14 protein-coding genes are annotated in these 14,758 nt (G+C 68.9%); 4 read left to right on the top strand and 10 right to left on the bottom strand.

Annotation, left to right across the window (positions count from 1 at the left end):
• Window positions 1-3 precede the first annotated feature (3 nt).
• Entirely contained in the window at window positions 4-666 is a 663-nt protein-coding gene (locus CFB35_RS13745) for a response regulator (protein WP_050014536.1), read from the bottom strand.
• A 186-nt stretch (window positions 667-852) separates the two neighbouring features.
• Here CFB35_RS13745 and dacB point away from each other — a divergent pair, with 186 nt between their 5' ends.
• The 3 genes from dacB to CFB35_RS13760 all read left to right on the top strand — a co-directional run bounded on the left by dacB (window position 853) and on the right by CFB35_RS13760 (window position 4,846).
• Window positions 853-2,385, top strand: coding sequence for a D-alanyl-D-alanine carboxypeptidase/D-alanyl-D-alanine-endopeptidase (dacB, locus tag CFB35_RS13750; protein WP_089465109.1), 1,533 nt, complete (start codon window positions 853-855; stop codon window positions 2,383-2,385).
• A 311-nt stretch (window positions 2,386-2,696) separates the two neighbouring features.
• Window positions 2,697-3,611, top strand: a complete 915-nt coding sequence (locus CFB35_RS13755; RefSeq protein ID WP_059578550.1) for a sterol desaturase family protein — start codon at window positions 2,697-2,699, stop codon at window positions 3,609-3,611.
• Window positions 3,612-3,706: 95 nt separating this feature from the next.
• On the top strand, window positions 3,707-4,846 hold the full coding sequence (locus tag CFB35_RS13760) for an SGNH/GDSL hydrolase family protein (protein WP_089465110.1): 1,140 nt from the start codon (window positions 3,707-3,709) through the stop codon (window positions 4,844-4,846).
• Between the two features lie 89 nt (window positions 4,847-4,935).
• Here CFB35_RS13760 and CFB35_RS13765 read toward each other — a convergent pair whose 3' ends face one another.
• The 6 genes from CFB35_RS13765 to pyk form a co-directional block, all read right to left on the bottom strand.
• Window positions 4,936-5,964: an L-threonylcarbamoyladenylate synthase gene (locus CFB35_RS13765; protein WP_089465111.1), complete on the bottom strand. Its 1,029-nt coding sequence runs from the start codon at window positions 5,962-5,964 to the stop codon at window positions 4,936-4,938.
• 11 nt (window positions 5,965-5,975) lie between these two features.
• Window positions 5,976-7,172 (bottom strand): 5-(carboxyamino)imidazole ribonucleotide synthase, encoded by a 1,197-nt coding sequence (locus CFB35_RS13770; RefSeq protein ID WP_059643086.1) that lies wholly within the window; start codon window positions 7,170-7,172, stop codon window positions 5,976-5,978.
• Between the two features lie 89 nt (window positions 7,173-7,261).
• Window positions 7,262-7,783 carry a 5-(carboxyamino)imidazole ribonucleotide mutase gene (purE, locus tag CFB35_RS13775; protein ID WP_039360624.1) on the bottom strand — a complete coding sequence of 174 codons (522 nt, stop codon included), beginning with the start codon at window positions 7,781-7,783 and terminating at the stop codon, window positions 7,262-7,264.
• Window positions 7,784-7,799: 16 nt separating this feature from the next.
• Window positions 7,800-8,690 (bottom strand): phosphoribosylaminoimidazolesuccinocarboxamide synthase, encoded by an 891-nt coding sequence (locus CFB35_RS13780; protein WP_027785305.1) that lies wholly within the window; start codon window positions 8,688-8,690, stop codon window positions 7,800-7,802.
• A 233-nt stretch (window positions 8,691-8,923) separates the two neighbouring features.
• On the bottom strand, window positions 8,924-9,988 hold the full coding sequence (gene fba, locus CFB35_RS13785) for a class II fructose-bisphosphate aldolase (protein WP_059578563.1): 1,065 nt from the start codon (window positions 9,986-9,988) through the stop codon (window positions 8,924-8,926).
• Window positions 9,989-10,305: 317 nt separating this feature from the next.
• On the bottom strand, window positions 10,306-11,742 hold the full coding sequence (pyk, locus tag CFB35_RS13790; protein ID WP_050014704.1) for a pyruvate kinase: 1,437 nt from the start codon (window positions 11,740-11,742) through the stop codon (window positions 10,306-10,308).
• On the opposite strand from pyk, the gene CFB35_RS35335 reads away from it, so the two are divergent.
• Complete coding sequence (locus CFB35_RS35335; protein WP_023476234.1) at window positions 11,741-11,869, top strand: hypothetical protein; 129 nt, start codon at window positions 11,741-11,743, stop codon at window positions 11,867-11,869. The genes pyk and CFB35_RS35335 overlap by 2 nt on opposite strands.
• Before the next feature lie 154 nt (window positions 11,870-12,023).
• On the opposite strand, the gene CFB35_RS13795 is transcribed toward CFB35_RS35335, so the two are convergent.
• From CFB35_RS13795 to CFB35_RS13810, 3 genes are all read right to left on the bottom strand, one after another.
• Entirely contained in the window at window positions 12,024-13,220 is a 1,197-nt protein-coding gene (locus CFB35_RS13795; protein WP_059578566.1) for a phosphoglycerate kinase, read from the bottom strand.
• A gap of 279 nt (window positions 13,221-13,499) precedes the next feature.
• Window positions 13,500-13,823 (bottom strand): AzlD domain-containing protein, encoded by a 324-nt coding sequence (locus CFB35_RS13805; RefSeq protein WP_059578569.1) that lies wholly within the window; start codon window positions 13,821-13,823, stop codon window positions 13,500-13,502.
• Entirely contained in the window at window positions 13,820-14,575 is a 756-nt protein-coding gene (locus CFB35_RS13810) for an AzlC family ABC transporter permease (RefSeq protein ID WP_059578571.1), read from the bottom strand. Before CFB35_RS13810 ends, CFB35_RS13805 begins: the two co-directional genes overlap by 4 nt.
• Between the last annotated feature and the right edge of the window lie 183 nt (window positions 14,576-14,758).

Raw genomic sequence — 14,758 nt, forward strand, 5'->3', positions numbered from 1 at the left:
GCGTCAGCTTTCCTTGACGACCATGTAGCCGAGCCCGCGCACGTTGCGGATCAGGTCCGAGCCGAGCTTCTTGCGCAGCGCGTGGATATAGACCTCGACCGTGTTGCTGCCGATCTCCTCGCCCCAGCCGTACATCTTCTCCTCGAGCTGGCTCTTCGACAGCACCGCGCCCGGCCGCGCGAGCAGCGCCTCGAGCAGCGCGAACTCGCGCGCCGACAGCGCGACGGGCGCGCCGTCGAGCGTCACCTGATGCGCAGCCGGATCGAGGGTCAGCGCGCCGTGGCGGATCAGCGACTCGCTGCGCCCGGCCTGACGGCGGATCAGCGCGCGCATCCGCGCGCCCAGCTCGTCGAGGTCGAACGGCTTGACGAGATAGTCGTCGGCGCCGGCGTCGAGCCCCTTCACGCGATCGGCGACCGCATCGCGCGCGGTGACGATCAGCACCGGCAGCGCCAGCCCGCGCCCGCGCAGCGTGCGCAGCACGTCGATGCCGTCGCGCTTCGGCAGGCCGAGATCGAGCAGCAGCAGGTCGTACGTCTCGCCGCCGAGCGCCGTGAGCGCCGCGTCGCCGTCCTGCACCCAGTCGACCGCAAAGCCGTCCGAGCGCAGCGCCTTGCGCACGCCCTCGGCAATCATTCGATCATCTTCGACAAGCAGAATCCGCATCGCGACAGGCATCCATGGGGCGAATCAAACACGGCGACCATTGTAGCGCCGCGAATCGCGTGCGCGGCACCGTGCAATGCAACAGTAAGGCGGATTGCAAGGGACCTGCCCCGACTTGTCTCTACAATGTGCGCTTCGGCGCCCGCGCGCGCCCTGCCCGAGCCCCTGCTTTTCCCGTATTCGCCCATGCCGATTTCCGATCTTTCCGCCCGGTTCGCCCCGCGCGCCCGCGTCTGCCTGCGCGCGGCCGCCGTCGTCGCCACCTGCACGGCCCTCGCGTTCGCGCCGTCCGCGCAGGCCCGCAAGAAATCCCACAAGGAAGCGCGCAAGACCGCCGTCGTGTCGCCCGCCGCACGCGCGGCCGGGCTGCCTGCGTCCGTGCTCGTCGCGCTGCAGCGCGCGAAGGTGCCGGCGTCGGCGATGAGCGTCGTGGTGGAGCGCGTCGGCGATCCGCAACCGCTGGTCGCGTGGAATGCGAGCCGGCCGATGATGCCGGCCTCGACGATGAAGCTCGTGACGACCTTCTCGGGCCTGTCGATCCTCGGCCCCGACTACCGGTGGCGCACCACCGCGTACACGGACGGCACGGTCGATCCCGACGGCACGCTGCAGGGCAACCTGTACATCAAGGGCACCGGCGATCCGAAGCTCGTGCCCGAGGAGCTGATCGACCTCGTCGACAAGCTGCGCAAGGCCGGCGTGAAGCGCGTGGCCGGCGGCCTCGTGCTCGACAAGAGCTATTTCGCGGCGTCGACGCGCGACCTGCCGTCGTTCGACGACGATGCCAGCGCGCCGTACAACGTCGGCCCCGATCCGCTGCTGTACGCGTTCAAGGCCGTGTCGTTCACGGTCACGCCGGGCGACGACGGCAAGGTCGCCGTCGACGTGCTGCCGCCGCTCGCCGACCTGTCGATCGACAACCGGCTCGTCGAAGGCGCCGGCTCGTGCAGCGCGGCCGCCGCGGCCGCGCGCCCGACGCTGACGGCCGGCGGCGGGATCATGACCGCGTCGTTCGCCGGCGACTACCCGCTGCGCTGCGGCGCGCACACGACCAACCTCGCGATCCTCGATCACACGACGTTCTTCGCGCGCGGCTTCCTCGCGCTGTGGCAGCAGGACGGCGGCACGATCGCGGGGCCGGTGAGCGAAGGCAAGGTGCCGACCACCGCACGGCCGCTCGCCGTGCATCACGGCCCGGTGCTCGGCAGCATCGTCTACGACATCAACAAGTTCAGCAACAACGTGATGGCGCGCAACCTGTTCCTGACGATCGGGGCGGTCAGCGGCAAGCCGCCCGCGACGCCCGAGCAGTCGAGCCGCGCGATCCAGGCGTTCCTGCAGAAGAACGGCATCGCGATGCCCGACCTCGTGCTCGAGAACGGTTCGGGGCTGTCGCGCGAAGAGCACGTGAGCGCGCTGTCGCTCGCCGCGCTGCTCCAGGCCGCGAACGCGAGCCCGGTCGCGCAGGCGTTCGTCGATTCGCTGCCGATCGCGGGCATCGACGGCACGATGAAGAACCGTCTCACCAACGCGGGCGTGCTCGGCAACGCGCACATCAAGACCGGCACGCTGCGCGACGTGCGCGCGATCGCCGGCTACGTCGCCGGGGCGGACGGGCAGAGCTACGTCGTCGTCAGCTTCATCAACGACGATCACGCGGAAGCCGCGCGCGCCGCGCACGACACGCTGCTCGAGTGGATCTACGCGGGCGCGCACTGACGATCCGCGCATCGTGCATCGGGCCGTCCCGACAGGGCGGCCCGGGCGACCCACGCCGCGCCCCGCGCGGTTTGAAACGCCTCCGCCACCCTCATGCGATACCCCGCGCGCGCACCGCGCCCACAAAACGGGGCCATACCGCCGGGCCCCGTGCAGTACGGATTCCGTAGAAACCCTGTCCTCAGAGGGAACCCTCTACGCTGCCCCCTCGCCTAGCGCGTGGCGATTGCGTAGGCTGTTGGCCTGACGATATCTACAACGGGCCATACGCCCGGCCTCAAGGCTTGCAGGGGAACGAAGGAGACACGCCCATGCGATTCGACGTCGAATTGCTTCTGCTCGCGCTGGCGCCCGTCTTCCTGCTCTGCATCGCGTGGGAGGCCTGGCACCTCGCCCGCACCCGTGCGCAGGACCGCATCTATGCATGGCGCGACACGCTGTGCAACGCGGCGCTCGCGCTGATGCACCAGGCCGCCGACAAGCTCGCGTGGCTGTTCGTGATTCCCGTCTATGCGTACTGCTACCGGCACTATCGCGTCCACACGTGGCACGACGGCTGGCTGTCGTTCGCGGTGCTGTTCGTCGCGCAGGACTTCCTCTACTACGTGTTTCATCGCGCGAGCCATCGCGTGCGCTGGCTGTGGGCCGCGCACGTCGTGCACCACTCGTCCGAACGGATGAACTTCTCGACCGCCTTCCGCCAGAGCCTGATGTATCCGGTCGCGGGCATGTGGCTGTTCTGGCTGCCGCTCGCGTTCGCCGGCTTTCCGCCGCAACAGGTCGTCGGCATCGTGCTGATCAACCTCGCGTTCCAGTTCTTCGTGCACACGCAGGCGATCGGCAAGCTCGGCTGGCTCGAATACGTGCTGAACACGCCGTCGATCCACCGCGCGCACCACGCGCGCAATCCCCGCTACATCGACCGCAATTACGCAGGCGTCCTGGTGATCTGGGATCGCCTGTTCGGCAGCTATGTCGAGGAAACGCCCGACGATCCGCCGCGGTACGGGATCGTCGAGCGGCTCGGCTCGAACAACCCGTTCGTCGCGACGTTCCACGAGTGGGTGTCGATGGCGTCCGACGCGTGGCGCGTCGGCGGATGGCGCAACAAGCTGCGCGCGATTTTCGGCCCGCCCGAATGGGCGAGCGCTTATCATGCGCAGATTGCCGAGGCCGCGAACCAGGATCCGCGCACCGTGCCGACAGCGGCCGTGCGCGACCGATAAACCGTTTCAGCCAACGGCCGCCGCGCAGCCCGGAACCGAGCAGGCACGCGGCAGATGAGAAACACATCAGGCCATATCTACGAGGAGATAGAACGATGCAGACACAACAGCACGCACCTTCCCGCACGCGTCAGCGCATGCTGCGCACCGCGCAGATCGCGATCGCCGGCGCCGCGCTCGCGCTGCTCGCCGCGTGCGGCGGCGGCGATGACAACAACAACAGCAGCGCGTCGAACACGCCGCCGTCGGGCGTGAAGATGCAGATCGTGTCGTTCGGCGACAGCCTGTCCGACGTCGGCACCTACTCGCAGATCAAGCTCGGCTTCGGCGGCGGCCGCTTCACGACCAACCCGGGCCAGGTATGGACGCAGAACGTCGCGCAATATTACGGCGACACGCTGCAGCCCGCGAACCAGGGCGGCTTCGGCATCCCGCTGCAGGCCACCGGCGGCCTCGGCTACGCGCAGGGCGGCTCGCGCGTGACGCTGCAGCCGGGCATCGGCCATGCGGACGCCAGCGTGCCGAACTCCGACTACGCGCAGGCGACCACCACGCCGATCGCCGACCAAGTCAAGCAGTACCTGACGCAGCACGGCAGCTTCAACGCCGGCCAGATCGTGCTGATCAACGGCGGCGCGAACGACATCTTCTACCAGGCGCAGGTCGCGCAGGCGCAAGGCAACACGCCGGCCGCGCAGCTCGCCGCGGCCCAGGCGATCGGCCTGGCCGCGCAGCAACTCGGCGGGATCGTCCAGCAGATCGTCGCGGCGGGCGCCACGCACGTGTTCGTCGCGAACGTGCCGGACATCGGCGGCACGCCGCTCGCGCTGCAGGGCGGCACGCAGGCCGCGTTCACGCAACTGTCGGGGCTGTTCAACAAGACGCTGGCCGGTACGCTCGCCGCGCTGAAGGTCGACCCGACGAAGGTCGCGGTGGTCGATTCGTTCACGTGGCAGGACGGCATCGCGGCCAACTTCCAGGCGAACGGCTTCAGCGTGTCGAATACCGACACCGCGTGCAACCTGAAGGCGATGGTCCAGGCCGCCACGCAGTACGGCGTCGCGAACGCGACCGCGTTCGGCTCGTCGCTGTTCTGCTCGCCGCAGAACTACACGGTCGCGAATGCGGACCAGACCTACATGTTCGCCGACACGGTCCACCCGACGACGCGCCTGCATGCGCTGTTCGCGCAGTACGTCGAACAGCAGATCGCGAAGGCGGGCGTCGGCAAGTAAGCCGCCGGCCACGCGCCCCAACGCAAACGCCCGACCGGGTTCGCCGGTCGGGCGTTTTTCGTTGGTGCGGACGGATGAGGACGGATGCGTCAGTCGCGCGCTTCGAACGCGGCCGCCGCGCGGCCGAGGCGATCGTTGACCGCGATCCATTCGACGGTCTCGGGCAGCTTCTCGACGAGGATGCGCGCGACCTGCGCGCGATCGAGCGCCCGCAGCATCCCGTACAGCTCGCGCGCATAGGCCTGCGGATCTTCCGGCGCCGCGATGAAATGCACGCCGTCGGCCTGCACCCAGTGCCCTGCCCGTGACGCACGCGCGACGAGCGCGACGCGTTCGCCGTCGGTTTGCGCGGCCGCGAGCAGCGGCTCGAGCGCGTCGAACGGCAGCAGCGCGAGCGGCGTGCGCGGCGCGTAATGCGCTTTCAGCGTGCCGGACGCGCGTGGTGCCGTCGCATCGCTGCCGTCCGGCAGTGTCGGCGCGCGGCCGAGCACGTCGGCGATCTGCTGCGGCGTCACGTGGCCCGGGCGCAGCAGCGCCGGGAAACCGCGCGACAGGTCGAGAATCGTCGACTCGATGCCGACGTCGGACGCGCCGCCGTCGAGCACGTGCACGGTGTCGCCGAATTCGTCGCGCACGTGTTGCGCGGTCGTCGGGCTCACGTGGCCGAACCGGTTCGCGGACGGCGCGGCCACGCCGCCGTGGCCGCCGCGCCGCGCGCTGAACGCGGCCAGCAGCGCCTGCGCGACCGGATGCGACGGGCAGCGCAGCCCGACCGAATCCTGGCCGCCGCTGACGGCGTCGGGAATGCGCGCGTGACGCTTCAGGATCAGCGTGAGCGGCCCCGGCCAGAATGCATCGATCAGCGCCTGCGCGTCGGCCGGCAGACCGTCGGCCCAGTAGCCGGGATCGCCGCCGGGCGGCAGATGGACGATCACCGGATGGTTCGCGGGCCGCCCCTTCGCCGCATAGATGCGCGCGACGGCTTCGGGATTCGCCGCGTCGCCGCCGAGCCCGTACACGGTTTCGGTCGGAAACGCGACGAGCTGGCCCGCGTCGAGCAACGCGGCGGCCGCGTCGATCTGCGCGGGCGTCACGTGCTTTGGGAGATCGATGGACATCGGCCCGCGCCTCAGTCGAGCGGCACGCGCAGCAGTTGCGCGCACGCGTGGGCGGCGGCGACGGCTTCGTCGCGCGTCTCGGCCGTGAAGTTCACGTGGCCCATCTTGCGGCCGACGCGCGCTTCTTCCTTGCCGTACAGGTGCAGGTGCGCGGCCGGCATCGCGGCGACCGTGTCCCACGGCGGCGTGACGGCCTCGGCCGCCGCGCCGTCGGGGAACCACACGTCGCCGAGAATGTTCAGCATCGCGGCCGGCGAATGCTGGCGCGGATTGCCGAGCGGCATGCGCGTCATCGCGCGCACCTGCTGCTCGAACTGGCTCGTCGCGCACGCATCGACCGTGTAGTGGCCGGAGTTGTGCGGGCGCGGCGCCATTTCGTTCGCGACGAACGAGCCGTCCTCCAGCACGAAGAATTCGACGCACAGCACGCCGACGTAGCCGAGCGTATCGGCGATCCGGATGGCCGCCTGCTGCGCTTCCTCGACGCGCGCCGCATCGGCGGCCGGCGCCGGCACGACCGTCAGCGCGAGGATGCCGTTGTGATGCACGTTCTGCGCGAGCGGGAACGCGGCCGAACGGCCGTCCGCGCCGCGCGCGATCAGCGCCGACACTTCGTATTTCAGCGGCAGGCGCTTCTCCAGCACGCACGGCACGCCGCCGAGCGCGGCATGCGCGTCGCGTGCTTCCTGCGCGGTGGCGACGCGCACCTGGCCCTTGCCGTCGTAACCCAGGCGGGCTGTCTTCAGGATGCCCGGCAGCACGGCGCCGAGCGCGGCATCATCGAGCGCGGCGAGCGCCGCCGCCGATTCGATCACGACGTGCGGCGCGACCGGCACGCCGGACGCCTCGATGAAACGCTTCTCCGCGATCCGGTCCTGCGCGACGGCGACACAGCGGCCGGCCGGCGCGACGAACGTCGTGCGCGCGAGGAAATCGAGGCTCGCGGCCGGCACGTTCTCGAATTCCGTCGATACGGCCTGACACAGGCCGGCCAGTTCGGCGAGCGCGGCTTCGTCGTCGTACGCCGCGCGCAGGTGCCGATCGGCGACCGCGCCCGCGGGGCTCGCCGGATCGGGGTCGAGCACGGCGACGCGATAGCCCATCGACTGGGCGGCAAAGCAGAACATGCGGCCGAGCTGGCCGCCGCCGACCATGCCCAGCCACGCGCCGGGCAGGATCGGGGAAACGGAATCAGGAGTTGCGGTCATGTCAGTGGTCGGTCGCGGCGGAACGCGGATGCCCGCCGCAGTGGGGAAAATCCGGCGCGGGCCGCGTCGTGCGGCCGCGCGCCATGCCGTCATTCCAGCGGCGGCAGCACCATCGCATGCGCGGCTTCGTTCTGGCGCACGCGGAACGCGGCGAGCCGGTTCGCGTAGTCGACCGAATTACCGGACAGGATCGACACCGCGAACAATGCGGCATTCGCGGCGCCGGCCTCGCCGATCGCGAACGTCGCGACCGGCACGCCCTTCGGCATCTGCACGATCGAGTGCAGCGAATCGACACCCTTCAGGTACTTGCTCGCGACCGGCACGCCGAGCACGGGCACCGTGGTCTTCGCGGCGAGCATACCGGGCAGGTGCGCGGCGCCGCCGGCGCCCGCGATGATCGCGCGCAGCCCGCGCTCGCGCGCCTTCTCCGCATAGTCGAACATCTCGTCGGGCATCCGGTGCGCGGACACGACCTTCGCTTCGTACGGCACGCCGAATTCCTGCAGGATGGCGACCGCATGCTTCATCACGTCCCAGTCGGAACTCGAACCCATCAGCACGCCGACGAGCGGCGCGCTGTGCGTGTGGGCGGTCTGGACTTCACTCATTTCGTCTTCCTTCTGGTCAGGCGAGCGACTGGCCCGTGATGCGCTCGAGCGCTTCCTGGTACTTCGCGGCCGTCTTCTCGACGACGTCGGCCGGCAGCGCCGGCGCCGGCGCCGTCTTGCCCCACGGCTGCGCCTCAAGCCAGTCGCGCACGAACTGCTTGTCGAACGACGGCGGATTCGTGCCGACTTCGTACTGGTCGGCCGGCCAGAAGCGCGACGAATCGGCGGTCAGCACTTCGTCCATCAGGTACAGCTTGCCGTGGTTGTCGAGGCCGAATTCGAACTTCGTGTCGGCGATGATGATGCCGCGCGTCGCCGCGTAGTCGGCCGCTTCCTTGTACAGGCGGATCGAGATGTCGCGGATCGTCGCGGCCAGCTCGGTGCCGATGCGGCGCTCGGTTTCCTCGAACGTGATGTTCTCGTCGTGCTCGCCCATCTCGGCCTTCGCGGCCGGCGTGAAGATCGGCTCGGGCAGCTTCTGCGCGTTCTGCAGGCCTTCCGGCAGCTGCACGCCGCACACGGCGCCCGACGCCTGGTATTCCTTCCAGCCGCTGCCGGCCAGGTAGCCGCGCACGACCGCTTCGATCATGATCGGCTCGAGGCGCTTGACGACCACGCCGCGGCCCTTCACCTGCTCGACCTCGTCGGCCGCGACGACCGCTTCCGGCGCGTCGCCCGTCAGGTGGTTCGGCACGATGTGCGCGAGCTTGTCGAACCAGAAGTTGGCCATCTGGTTCAGCACGCGGCCCTTGTTCGGAATCGGCTCGCCCATCACCACGTCGAAGGCCGACAGGCGATCGGTCGTGACGATCAGGAGCTTGTCGTTGCCGACCGCGTAGTTGTCGCGAACCTTGCCGCGACCGAGGAGCGGCAGCGAGCGGAGCGTGGATTCGTAAAGGGTAGACATCGTCTTTTCGCAGATAAGGAGCCAAACAAAAAGGGAAACGCCGTTCCCCGCGGCAGGCGGGAACGGCGGTCTTGCAATACGTCGGCGAACCGGCGGGCGCAGCGCCCGGGCGGCTGCCGGCCGGCCCTCGTTCGGCCGGACGGAACGGCTGCCGGGGCCGGATCGGATCCGGCCAGCCAGGCGGCCAGCCCATGCCCGGCGGCAGAACCGGGCGGGGCAATCGTACTACAGTCTCAGCGCACGACCTGTGCGAGCGCGCCCGACTTGTACTGCTCGGCGATCTTGTCGAGCGACACCGGCTTGATCTTCGCGGCCTGGCCTTCGCAGCCGAACGCGAGGTAACGGTCGACACAGACCTTCTTCGCCGCTTCGCGCGCGGGCTTCAGGTAGTCGCGCGGATCGAACTTGCCCGGGTTCTCGAACAGGTAGCGGCGAATCGCGCCGGTGATCGCGAGACGCAGGTCGGTGTCGATGTTGATCTTGCGCACGCCGTGCTTGATGCCTTCCTGGATTTCCTCGACCGGCACGCCGTAGGTTTCCTTCATGTCGCCGCCGAATTCGCGGATCTCGGCCAGCAGCTCCTGCGGCACCGACGACGAACCGTGCATCACGAGGTGCGTGTTCGGGATGCGCGCGTGAATTTCCTTGATGCGCTGGATCGACAGGATGTCGCCCGTCGGCTTCTTCGTGAACTTGTACGCGCCGTGCGACGTACCGATCGCGATCGCGAGCGCATCGCACTGCGTGAGCTTCACGAAGTCGGCGGCCTGCTCCGGATCGGTCAGCAGCTGCTCGCGGGTCATCGTGCCTTCCGCGCCGTGGCCGTCTTCCTTGTCGCCCTTCATCGTCTCGAGCGAGCCGAGCACGCCGAGCTCGGCCTCGACCGTCACGCCGATCGAGTGCGCCATCTCGACGACCTTGCGCGACACGTCGACGTTGTACTCGTACGACGCGACCGTCTTGCCGTCGGCTTCGAGCGAACCGTCCATCATCACGCTCGTGAAGCCGCTGCGGATCGCGGCCATGCAGACCGCCGGCGACTGGCCGTGATCCTGGTGCATCACGACCGGGATGTGCGGATACGATTCGACCGCTGCTTCGATCAGGTGGCGCAGAAACGGCTCGCCCGCATACTTACGCGCGCCGGCCGATGCCTGCATGATCACGGGCGCGCCGACCTGGTCCGCCGCCGCCATGATCGCCTGAACCTGCTCCAGATTGTTCACGTTGAAGGCCGGCAGGCCGTAACCGTGCTCTGCCGCGTGGTCCAGCAATTGACGCATTGATACGAGAGGCATTGTGGAACTCCTTGGAATGAAAACCGGTGCGCCCTGACGCCGGCGCGGCGCTCGCTCCCGGCTGAACCGGAACGGCGCGGCGCGGCTGAGCGTCGAATAGCCGCATTTTATCGCGAAGCGCCTCCGATTCCGACCGCCCGGTGGCCCCCGCTCGCAATTTGTTACGTTCGCACGGCACAATCCGGCCAAAAAGGAGAAAAAAAGCCGCGCGGGGCTTCGGACCCCGCGCGGCTTACGCGTAAAAAAACGGTGCCAGTTCGATTCCTGACGACCCGGCCGCCGGCTCGCGGGCCGGCTCGAGAAGGCTCAGCCGGCGCTCAATAGTGCTCGCCGACCCGCACGATCTTCAGCGTGTTGGTGCCGCCCGCCTGCCCCATCGGCTCGCCGACGGTCAGCACGACCATGTCGCCGTGCTGCACGTAACCCTGCTTGACGACGATCTCGAGCGCCGCCTGCAGCGCCGAATCGCGGTCGCTGTTGAAGTCGACGTGCAGCGGCGTCACGTTGCGGTACAGCGCCATCGTGCGCTCGCTGCCGACGCGCGGCGTCAGCGCGAAGATCGGCACGTGCGTGTAGTGACGCGACATCCACAGCGCGGTCGCGCCCGATTCGGTCAGCGCGATGATCGCCTTCGCGCCCAGGTGGTACGCGGTGAACAGCGCGCCCATCGCGATCGACTGGTCGATCCGCGTGAACGTGCGGTCGAGGAAATCCTTGTCCAACTCGACTTCTTCCGACTTTTCCGCCTCGACGCACACGGCCGCCATCGTCTCGATCGTGACGACCGGGTACTTGCCGGCGGCCGTCTCGGCCGACAGCATCACCGCATCCGTGCCGTCGAGCACCGCGTTCGCGACGTCGGACACTTCCGCGCGGGTCGGCACCGGCGCGTAGATCATCGATTCCATCATCTGCGTCGCGGTGATCACGAGCTTGTTCGACTCGCGCGCCATCCGGATCATCCGCTTCTGCAGCGCCGGCACGGCCGCATTGCCCACTTCCACCGCGAGATCGCCGCGCGCGACCATGATGCCGTCGGATGCGTCGAGGATGCTCTGCAGCGCCGGGATCGCCTCCGCGCGCTCGATCTTCGCGATCATCTTCGGCTTGATGCCGTACGGCGCGCCCGCGATGTTCGCGAGCTGGCGCGCCATTTCCATGTCGGTCGCGTTCTTCGGGAACGACACCGCGACGAGGTCCGCGCCGAGCGACATCGCGGTGCGGATGTCTTCCATGTCCTTCGCGGTCAGCGCCGGCGCCGACAGGCCGCCGCCCTGGCGGTTGATCCCCTTGTTGTTCGACAGCTCGCCGCCCACCTTGACGATCGTGTGGATCTCGTCGCCGAGCACGCGCTCGACGGTCAGCACGATCAGGCCGTCGTTCAGCAGCAGCAGGTCGCCCGGCTTCAGATCGCGCGGCAGCTCCTTGTAGTCGAGGCCGACGCGCTCGTCGTTGCCGAGTTCGCAGCCCGCATCGAGGATGAACGGCTGCCCCGGCACGAGCGTGGTCTTGCCGTTCTCGAACTTGCCGACGCGGATCTTCGGGCCCTGGAGGTCGGCCATGATCGCGATCTCGCGGCCAACCTTGCGGGCGGCCTCGCGCACCATTTCGGCGCGCTGGCGGTGATCGTCGGCCGTGCCGTGCGAAAAATTGAGCCGCACGACGTCGAGGCCCGCCTGCATCATCTGCAGCAGAATCTCCGGCGAACTGGAAGCCGGGCCGATCGTGGCGACTATCTTGGTGGCGCGCTGCATGAAACTCCTCATCTGGATCAAGGTGGATGCGCTGGGTGAAACGCTGCGAGAGCCGGAAGCGGCAGGCCCAGCGGCCGCCGCTCCGGGGAGCGTGCCGGTGCTGGCGCCCGGCATCGCTTTGTTCTGAATCTCGTGGTGCTGCACGGCCGCGTCGCCGGCGGCCGCCGGTGCGCGCGGGGCGGTGTTCGCCCGCGCGGGCGCGCGTGTGCGCTTGCCCGCGCCGGCCGGCTGCTCCGCTTTCGCGGAGCGCGCGGCCTTCACCCCTGCGCGCGCCGCCACGCTCAGGCCGCCCGCGTTTCGAGCACTTCCACCGCCGGCAGCTTCTTCCCCTCGAGGAACTCGAGGAAGGCGCCGCCGCCCGTCGAGATGTAGCTGACCTGGTCGTGGATGCCGTACTTCGCGATGGCCGCGAGCGTGTCGCCGCCGCCCGCGATCGAGAACGCGGACGATTTGGCGATCGCTTCGGCGAGCGTCTTCGTGCCGTTGCCGAACTGGTCGAATTCGAACACGCCGACCGGACCGTTCCATACGATCGTGCCGGCCTTCTCGAGCTGGCTCGCGAGCGCCTTGGCCGTATCCGGGCCGATGTCGAGGATCATGTCGTCCGCTTCGATGTCGGCGACCTGCTTCACCGTGGCCGCGGCCGTCGGCGAGAATTCCTTGGCCGTCACGACGTCGGACGGGATCGGCACCGACGCGCCGCGCTCGCGCGCTTCGTCGATGATCGCCTTCGCCTCGGCGACGAGATCGGCTTCCGCGAGCGACTTGCCGATCGACAGGCCGGCCGCGAGCATGAACGTGTTCGCGATGCCGCCGCCGACGATCAGCTGGTCGACCTTGCCGGCCAGCGACTTCAGGATGGTCAGCTTGGTCGACACCTTCGAACCCGCGACGATCGCCACCAGCGGGCGCGCCGGGTTGCCGAGCGCCTTGCCGAGCGCGTCGAGTTCGGCGGCCAGCAGCGGGCCCGCGCAGGCGACGGGCGCGTACTTCGCGATCCCGTGCGTGGTCGCTTCCGCGCGGTGCGCGGTGCCGAACGCGTCGTTCACGTACACGTCGCAGAGCTTCGCCATCTTCTGCGCGAGCTCGTCCGAATTCTTCTTCTCGCCCTTGTTCACGCGGCAGTTCTCGAGCAGCACGACCTGGCCCGGCGCGACGTTCACGCCGTTCTCGACCCAGTTCGACACCAGCGGCACGTCGCGGCCGAGCAGTTCGGCGAGACGCTTCGCGACCGGCGCGAGCGAGTCTTCCGGCTTGAATTCGCCTTCGGTCGGACGGCCGAGGTGCGACGTGACCATCACGGCCGCGCCGGCGTCGAGCGCGGCCTGGATGGCCGGCACGGACGCACGCACGCGCGTGTCCTCGGTGATGTTGCCGTGATCGTCCTGCGGGACGTTCAGGTCGGCGCGGATGAACACCCGCTTGCCGGCGAGCTGGCCGGCGGCGATCAGGTCGGTAAGACGCTTGACTTGGCTCATGTTGAACAGATTGAAGTAGTGGATGGGGAAAAGGGGTTCACGCTGGACGTGCGCGGGCTGCCGCGAAAGGGCGCCGGATGCGGCCGTGGCTGGCGGTTCGCATGACGCGCACGGGTCAAAATCTCGAACGGGCATTCTAGCCGATCCACCCGGCAGACTGACCCGTGCGGCGGCGAATTCCGCCTATTTGGGATGACGCGCCGGCAGCGACGCATTGCTGCAACGCAACAATGCGTGCGCGCAGCCGGACGGCACGCGCCGAACCGGAACGGCGGCCCATCAGAAGATCAGGCGCAGGAGGGTGAACACGAGCATCCCGACGACGATCGTGCCGAGCATGCTGCGCCGCCACAGAAACCAGCCGAGGCCGGCGAGCGCCGCGTAGAACGGATGGTTGGACAGCGCGAACGACAGCCCGGCCGGCGTTTCGAGCACATCGGGCAGCACGACGGCGACCAGCGCGGCGGCCGGCGCGTAGCGCAGCGCGCGCTGCGCGCGTTCGGGCAGCACGGTGCGCTCGCCGCCGATCAGGAACAGCGCGCGCGTGACGGCCGTGACGATCGTCATCCCGACGATGACGATCCAGATCTCGGTCGCGCTCATTCGATTTCCTTTTCATGCACGGTTTCGGTACGGATGCGCCGCCAGTCGGCCCGCTCGACGAAGAAGTCGGCCGTGCAGCCGGCCGCGAGCGCGGCGAGCACCGCAAGCGGCAGCGCGAGCCGGTACGGCAGGTCGAACGCGATCAGCGACACGATGCCCGCGACCGCGACGGCCGCGAGCGTCGAGCGGTTCGCGACCGCCGACACCATGATCGGAATCAGCGCGAGCGTGCCGGCCAGTTCCAGCCCCCAGCTCGCGGGAAAGACGCTCGCGAGCAGGATCCCGGCGAGCGACGACACCTGCCACGACGCCCAGCTCGCGAGCGCCATCCCCCAGAAATACGCTTCCTTGCCCGGCACGCGGCCGTACGCGAAGCCCTGTTTCTGGAACAGCAGGTAGATCACGTCGCCGTTGAAATAGCCGATCGCGAGACGCCGCCACAGCGGCAGGTAGGAGAAATGCGGCGCCAGCCCGGCGCTGAAGATCACGAAGCGCAGGTTGACCATCGCGGCCGTGAGCAGCACGGTCCAGATCGGCAGCTTCGCCGCGAGGAGCGGCAGCACGGCGAGCTGCGACGAGCCCGCGTAGACGAACAGCGACATCGCGCTCGCCTGCCCGAGCGTCATCACGGACTTGCTCATCGCGATGCCGGTGACGAGCCCCCAGGACAGGATCGCCATCAGTGTCGGGGAATAGTCGCGCGCGCCCTGAATCAGCGCGAAGCGGTCGGTGGCGGACAATCGAGCGAGCATGGGAAAGCGGGCCGCGGCGGGCGGTTCGTCGGGACGCCGGCGCCTCCTGCCGGTGCGGCCCGTCGTTATTGGAATCGGTACCGGACGATTATAGCGCCGGCTCCGTGCCGTCCGACCGGATCGCCCCCAAATGACGCTAAAATAAGCGTCTTTCCGGCTCAACGCTGCATACCACCCGCAGCA

This window comes from Burkholderia sp. AU16482 (genome assembly GCF_002223285.1).
GTDB lineage: Bacteria > Pseudomonadota > Gammaproteobacteria > Burkholderiales > Burkholderiaceae > Burkholderia > Burkholderia semiarida.